General features: G+C 67.7%; 8 protein-coding genes. 6 read left to right on the top strand and 2 right to left on the bottom strand.

Translation table 11 applies throughout. The features are described 5' to 3' along the window. Both TY51_RS14475 and TY51_RS14480 read right to left on the bottom strand, forming a co-directional pair. Positions 1-522 (bottom strand): chemotaxis protein CheD, encoded by a 522-nt coding sequence (locus tag TY51_RS14475; RefSeq protein ID WP_042250644.1) that lies wholly within the window; start codon positions 520-522, stop codon positions 1-3. Then, on the bottom strand, positions 519-1,493 hold the full coding sequence (locus tag TY51_RS14480; protein ID WP_042250646.1) for a CheB methylesterase domain-containing protein: 975 nt from the start codon (positions 1,491-1,493) through the stop codon (positions 519-521). Before TY51_RS14480 ends, TY51_RS14475 begins: the two co-directional genes overlap by 4 nt. Before the next feature lie 162 nt (positions 1,494-1,655). Here TY51_RS14480 and TY51_RS14485 point away from each other — a divergent pair, with 162 nt between their 5' ends. Genes TY51_RS14485 through TY51_RS14510 form a run of 6 tightly spaced genes read left to right on the top strand, consistent with a single transcriptional unit; the run spans position 1,656 to position 6,123 of the window. Next, a complete protein-coding gene (locus TY51_RS14485; protein ID WP_042250649.1) occupies positions 1,656-1,931 on the top strand; it encodes an STAS domain-containing protein in 276 nt (91 codons plus the stop codon). Then, complete coding sequence (locus TY51_RS14490; protein WP_042250652.1) at positions 1,928-2,296, top strand: response regulator; 369 nt, start codon at positions 1,928-1,930, stop codon at positions 2,294-2,296. The genes TY51_RS14485 and TY51_RS14490 overlap by 4 nt, the downstream gene beginning before the upstream one ends. 2 nt (positions 2,297-2,298) lie before the next feature. Beyond that, positions 2,299-4,380, top strand: coding sequence for a chemotaxis protein CheA (locus TY51_RS14495; protein WP_052650253.1), 2,082 nt, complete (start codon positions 2,299-2,301; stop codon positions 4,378-4,380). A 3-nt stretch (positions 4,381-4,383) separates the two neighbouring features. Further along, positions 4,384-4,854 carry a chemotaxis protein CheW gene (locus TY51_RS14500; RefSeq protein ID WP_042250654.1) on the top strand — a complete coding sequence of 157 codons (471 nt, stop codon included), beginning with the start codon at positions 4,384-4,386 and terminating at the stop codon, positions 4,852-4,854. Next, positions 4,851-5,723, top strand: coding sequence for a protein-glutamate O-methyltransferase CheR (locus TY51_RS14505; RefSeq protein ID WP_042250656.1), 873 nt, complete (start codon positions 4,851-4,853; stop codon positions 5,721-5,723). The genes TY51_RS14500 and TY51_RS14505 overlap by 4 nt, the downstream gene beginning before the upstream one ends. Before the next feature lie 10 nt (positions 5,724-5,733). Continuing rightward, positions 5,734-6,123, top strand: a complete 390-nt coding sequence (locus tag TY51_RS14510; RefSeq protein ID WP_042250658.1) for a response regulator — start codon at positions 5,734-5,736, stop codon at positions 6,121-6,123. Positions 6,124-6,298 lie beyond the last annotated feature (175 nt).

The raw sequence follows: 6,298 nt of genomic DNA on the forward strand, positions 1-6,298 counted from the left end.
TCAGAACAGTTCGACATCGCCCCCACGCTGCGGCATCGGCAGTTCGCGCGCGGGCGCCCGTGCCTCGCCCAGCAGATGCAGCTGCACCCGCCCGATGACGGGCCAGAAACGGATGCGCCGCGCCTGCGTGCCGCAGAGGTCGCTGGCGATCAGCGGAATGCCCTCGTCCTGCAGGAAGCGGCGGGCGGCGTCGGCGTTTCGCTGGCCGATGTCGGGCAGGCCGGCCATCATCCGTGCCCCCCCGAACAGTTTGGCGCGCAGGCGGCTTCGGGCGGCGCCACGGCGCATCAGGCCGTTCACCAGAACCTCCATCGCGGCGGCGGCATAGCGGATGTCGGGACCGCCCGGCCCCGCATCCGGCAGCAGAAAGTGATTCAACCCGCCGATGCCCCGGTCAGCATCCATGATGCAGGCCGAGACGCAGGACCCCAGGACGGTGGTCAGGATCTCGTCCGGGTCGTCGCTGATGGCATGTTCGCCCTGGACGACATGAATGACGCGCGTCGTGGCATCGCGGATCATGACAGCCTCCGCATGCGGGCAGGCTCTCGGGTCAGCAACGCAGGTCCGATGCGCGACAGGGGCAGCACGTCGACCGCGCCGCCCATCTCGACCGCGACACGGGGCATGCCCCAGACAACGGCTGTCGCCCGGTCCTGCGCGATCGTGTGCGCCCCCGCGCGGCGCAGCGCGCACAGGCCCTGCGCGCCATCCGCGCCCATTCCCGTCAGCAGCGCCGCACGCACGTCCAGACGGTCGGCAATCGCCGCCCCATCCGAAAACAGCACGTCGACGGACGGGCGGTGCCCCGAAACGGGCGCGGTCGCGGACAGGCGGGCACGCGGCCCGCCCCGCAGGGCCACGCCCAGATGGCGGTCGGGCGCGGCCGCCAGATAGACGACGCCGCGCCGCAGGGGCATGTTGTCCTCGGCCGCGACGACCTGCGGCGTCAGCAGCTGGTCCAGGCGACGGATCAGGCCGTCGGCAAAGCCGGGGCGGATATGCTGCACGATCATGGTTGGCGGGCAATCGGCGCGAAACGACGCCAGCACGGCCTCCAGTGCGGTGATGCCGCCGGTCGAGGCGCCTAGCAGGATCAGCCCACCTGCCGCATCTGTCCCGCCGGGAGCAGGGTCGATCGCGCGGACCGCGGCGGGCCGGGCGGGCTGCAGGCCGCCGAACAGGCGTGCCAGCATCTCTTCCGGGCCGGACAGCACCGGATAGCCCCCCGCCGGCATGCGCATCTGACCATAGATGACCACGCCCGCATCGATCATCGTCAGGATGTCGGCCAGCGCATCGAACTCGATCGATTCGGCAAATTCGGCGGCCACGGCGACGCGCCGTGGCAGATGCGATTCGATCAGCACATAGGCCTCGCCGGGCGTGGTCGCGCCAAGCACGGTCACGCCGACCTGCTCCTCGCATCGGCGCAACAGGGCGGTCAGGCGGGCGGGGTTGGGGTCAACGATCAGCAGGACCGGGTTCGACACAGGCACACTCCTGGATTGGTCAGGGGACCATCGCCCGGAAAGATTAAAATATCGTTTCGCCTGAAACACTTGTGCGGTCTGAAATTAATCGGCGGCGGCAATGTTTCCTTAACCCCTGGCTGTTAGCGATGGGGATGCCGACGACAATACGAGGTAGTTGAGATGCACGCCCTGCCCCTGCCCGAGACGTTCGACCGCAAGGCCGTCTCTGCCTTTGCCCGAACCCTGCTGGACCACCGGGGTGCCGATGCGGTCCTGGATGCGTCCGGGGTGGCGCGCATGGGAACCCTTGCGGTCGAACTGCTGATCGCGGCGCGCAAGCAATGGCAGGCCGATGGCAAGACGCTGTCGATCCGCGATGCCTCGGACCCGTTTCTGACCACGATCCAGGCTGTCGGCGCCTCGGTCCAGCTTCTTCAAACCGGGGGACCCGCATGACGACCCGTATCCTGGCGGTCGATGATTCGCCGACAATCCGCGCGTTGGTGTCCAAGGCCCTTCGCAATGCGGGCTTTGACGTGTTCCTGGCCGTGGACGGCGTGGACGGCGTCGGCGCGCTGAGCGAGGCCGATCCGCACCTGATCATCACCGACATCAACATGCCGCGCATGGACGGATTCGGCCTGATCGAGAACGTCCGTGCCACCGGCACCTATGCCGACGTGCCCATCCTGGTCCTGACCACCGAAAGCGGCGCCGACCTCAAGGCGCGCGCCCGCAGCGCAGGGGCCACAGGGTGGATCGTGAAACCCTTCGAGGACGAGCGTCTGATCGCCGTCATCGACAAGGTCCTGGGGCGCTGACGATGGCCGACATGGATGAATTCCGCGACATGTTCTTCGTCGAGTGCGACGAGCTGCTGGAGGTGCTGGCCACCGGCCTGCGCCAGATCGAACAGCCCGGCTTCGACGTGGAAACGGTGCATGCCGTGTTCCGCGCGGTGCATTCGGTCAAGGGGGGCGCTGCCGCCTTCGGGTTGACCACGCTGGTGACCTTTGCCCACCGGTTCGAAACGGTCTTAGACTTGGTGCGGTCCGACCGGCTGGACGTGACGCCGCAGATCATGGCGCTGCTGCACCGCTGTTCGGACTGCCTGACGGATCTGGTGGGGACGGCGCGGTCCGGTCGAGAAACAGACCAGACCCAGGTCGAGGGGCTGATGACCGAACTGGCCGCCCTGATCGACACCGACACCCCCGAAGAAACCGCATTCGAGTTCACGCCGATCTCGCTGGATTTCGACACGCCGCTGTCCTTCGATCCGATCCCGCCGCCGGCTGCCGGCCTGCTGGTCCAGATGACGCCCACGTTCCAGTTGTACCGCTCGGGCAACGATCCGCTGGCTTTGCTGAACGCCTTGCGCAAGCTGGGCGAGGCGGATGTCCATCTGGATTGCGATGCGGTCGCCCTGTTGGAGGACTGGTCGCCGGAACAGCCCGGGCTGTCCTGGCAGGTCCGGTTGTCCGGCACCGCGACGCAGCCGGACGTGATGTCGGTGTTCGAGTTCGTCGAGGATTGCTGCGCGCTGTCGATCCGTCCGCTGACCGTCGACGACCTGCCCCCGCCTGCCGCCGAACCCGTCGCCGTGCTTGCGGACGTCGCCCCCGTGGCCGAGGTGGTCCGCGAGACCCCCAGTGCCGCACCGCCGCGTGCGGTACAGCAGGCCGACAACCCCCAGGCGGCGCCCACCATCCGTGTGGCGCTGGACCGGGTCGATCGCCTGATGAACATGATCGGGGAACTGGTCATCAAGGAGGCGATGCTGTCCCAGGTGATCCAGACCGCAGGGCTGCACGAACAGCCCGACGTCATCGCCGGTCTGGACGCGATCCGCCAGTTGGCCAGCGACATCCAGGAAAGCGTGATGGCCATCCGCGCGCAGCCGCTGAAGCTGGTGTTCCAGCGCATGCACCGCATCCTGCGCGAGGCGGCCGATGCCACCGGCAAGCCCGTCCGCATGATCACCATTGGCGAGCAGACCGAGGTCGACAAGACCATGATCGAACGCCTGGTCGAGCCGCTGACCCACATGATCCGCAACTCGGTCGATCACGGGCTGGAGGACAGCGTGACCCGCCAGCGCCGCGGCAAGCCGCAGGAGGGTACGATCACCCTGTCGGCCGCCCACCGGTCCGGTCGCGTCCAGATCGAGGTGTCGGACGATGGCGGCGGCATCAACCGCGCCAAGGTCCGCCAGATCGCCGAGGATCGCGGCCTGGTCGCCCCCGGCGCCAACCTGTCGCCCGCCGAGATCGACCAGCTGCTGTTCCTCCCCGGTTTCTCCTCCAAGGACGAGGTCTCGGCCCTGTCCGGGCGCGGCGTCGGACTGGACGTGGTGCGCCGAGAGATCATGGGTCTGGGCGGCCGCGTGATGATCCAGTCGACCGAGGGTCAGGGCACGACCTTCTCGATCGCGCTTCCGCTGACGCTGGCGGTGGTCGAGGGGATGCTGATCCAGCTGGGCGACCAGACGATGGTGCTGCCGATCACCGCGGTCCAGGAAACCCTGCGTCCCGAAAGCACGATGCTGCACGGGGTGGGCCACGGGTCGCAGCTGCTTTCCAACCGCGGAGAGCTGATCCCCATCATCGACCTGTGCACCAGCTTCGGCGTGACCCAGCCCGCGGGCGGTCCCGATACCGGCGTGCTGATCGTGGTCGAAACGGACAGCCGCAAGCGCGCGGCCTTCCGGGTCGATGCGATCTTCGATCAGCGCCAGGTGGTGATCAAAAGCCTGGAACAGAACTATGGCCGCGTGCCGGGCGTGTCGGCCGCCACGATCCTGGGCGACGGAAAGATCGCCCTGATCATCGACCCCGAAGAAATCCTTCTTTCCATGTCCAACGACCAGGGCCGCCGGATGGCCGCCATGGCATCGAACGGGTGACGCATGCTGCAATCCATCTCGCATAATTCCGTCGGCAAAAGCGACGTCGTGGCCTTCAAGCTGGCCGATCAGGACTTCTGCATCGACATCGGGCTGGTCCGCGAAATCCGCGGCTGGACGCCCACGACGATGCTGCCCCACGCGCCCGATTACGTCAAAGGCGTGATCAACCTGCGCGGGTCGGTGGTCACCGTGGTCGACCTGTCGGCGCGGTTGGGCTTTGGCGCGGCGACGCCGTCGCACCGTCACGTCGTCATCATCGCCATGCATGCCGGGCGCATCGTGGGCCTGCTGGCGGACCTGGTGTCCGACATCCTGCCCATCAACGACGACCACATCCAGGCGGTGCCCGACATCGCCTCGAACCCGGCGCGCGAATTCATCGTCGGCATGATCACGCTGGAGGACGGCCGCATCCTGCGCAAGATCGACCTGGCGCAGCTGCTGCCCGCGGCCCACGGGGTCGACGCGTGAGAACGGCGCCCCTTGCGGCACCCGCCCCCGCGGGGCCGGTCCTGACCGATGGCCAGTTCCGCAAGATCGCCGCGATCGTGCATCAGGACAGCGGCATCATCCTGTCGGAATCCAAGCGCAGCCTGCTGATGGCCCGCCTGAACCGGCGGTTGCGGGTCTTGGCTCTGTCCGACTACGGCGCCTATTGCGACCGGCTGGAGGGTGCGGATGGCCCGCAGGAACGCCGCCACCTGCTGTCGGCCATCACCACCAACGTCACCGCGTTCTTTCGCGAGGGCCACCATTTCCAGGCCCTGGCGCAGGAGGTTCTGCCCCCCCTGATCGCGCAGGCCCGCGCGGGGCGGCGCCTGCGGCTGTGGTCGGCGGCGTCGTCCTCCGGAGAGGAGCCCTATTCCATGGCGGTGACGCTGCTGGATGCCTTTCCCGACGCAGCGCAGCATGACGTGCTGATCCTGGCCACCGACATCGACCCCGAGATGGTGGACCGCGCCCAGCACGGCCGGTTTGCCGCCGAGGCGCTGGCCCCGGTCCCGCCTGCGCAGGTCAAGCGGTACTTCCAGCCCCATGCCGCAGGCTTCGAGGCCAAGCCCGAAGTCAGGCGCATCATGCGCTTTGGCGAGTTGAACCTGCATGATGACTGGCCGTTCTCCGGCAAGTTCGACGCGATCTTCTGCCGGAACACGGCGATCTATTTCGACAGCACAGCGCGACAGCGCTTGTGGCTGCGCTTTGGCGGCGCGCTGAACGACGGCGGCGCGCTGTTCATCGGCCATTCGGAACGCCTGGACGGCCCGGCTGCGGGCCTGTTCGCGGCGACAGGCACCACCCAATACCGGCGCAATGCGACGCCGGCCTCTGCCAGGACGTGAAAGGGACAACATGGCACTGAAATCGAACCTTCATGTGATGGTGGTGGACGACATGACCATCAGCCGCTCGCTGATCGAACAGGCGCTGGACTGGGCTGGCCTGGTCAACGTCCAGTACGAGGCGAACGGAGAGACCGCGTTCCGCAGGCTTGCGGCGGCACCGGTACATCTGGTCATCTCGGACTACAACATGCCCGGCATGGACGGACTGGCCCTGCTGGAGGCCCTGCGCCAGAACCCCAGCACGCAGCGCATCGGCTTCATCCTGATCACCGGCACCGCCACGCGCGAGATGATCGAACGGGGGCAGCGGGCGGGCATGAACAACTTCATCGCCAAGCCCTTCACCAAGGAGGCGTTGCTGCGCTGCGTCGAATCGGTGACGGGCAAGCTGCAATGACGGCAACGCCCGATCCCTGCCTGAACGCGGCCCTGCAGCGCGCCGCTGCAGAGGCGCACCGCATCGCGCAGGGCCTGGGGCGGATCGATGCCGCCCTGGGCGCGATGCTGCAGGTGACCGATGCGGCGGCGCAGTCGCTGCAGGTCGCCGACCTGCTGCGCCAGGAAGTCGAGGG

The organism is Paracoccus sp. PAMC 22219 (assembly GCF_000787695.1).
Taxonomy (GTDB): domain Bacteria; phylum Pseudomonadota; class Alphaproteobacteria; order Rhodobacterales; family Rhodobacteraceae; genus Paracoccus.

Bases quoted from the DNA above. Each gene is read 5' to 3' on its own strand.
- TY51_RS14475 (WP_042250644.1), bottom strand. From the start codon at position 522: ATGATCCGCGATGCCACGACGCGCGTCATTCATGTCGTCCAGGGCGAA.
- TY51_RS14485 (WP_042250649.1), top strand. From the start codon at position 1,656: ATGCACGCCCTGCCCCTGCCCGAGACGTTCGACCGCAAGGCCGTCTCT.
- TY51_RS14490 (WP_042250652.1), top strand. From the start codon at position 1,928: ATGACGACCCGTATCCTGGCGGTCGATGATTCGCCGACAATCCGCGCG.
- TY51_RS14495 (WP_052650253.1), top strand. From the start codon at position 2,299: ATGGCCGACATGGATGAATTCCGCGACATGTTCTTCGTCGAGTGCGAC.
- TY51_RS14500 (WP_042250654.1), top strand. From the start codon at position 4,384: ATGCTGCAATCCATCTCGCATAATTCCGTCGGCAAAAGCGACGTCGTG.
- TY51_RS14510 (WP_042250658.1), top strand. From the start codon at position 5,734: ATGGCACTGAAATCGAACCTTCATGTGATGGTGGTGGACGACATGACC.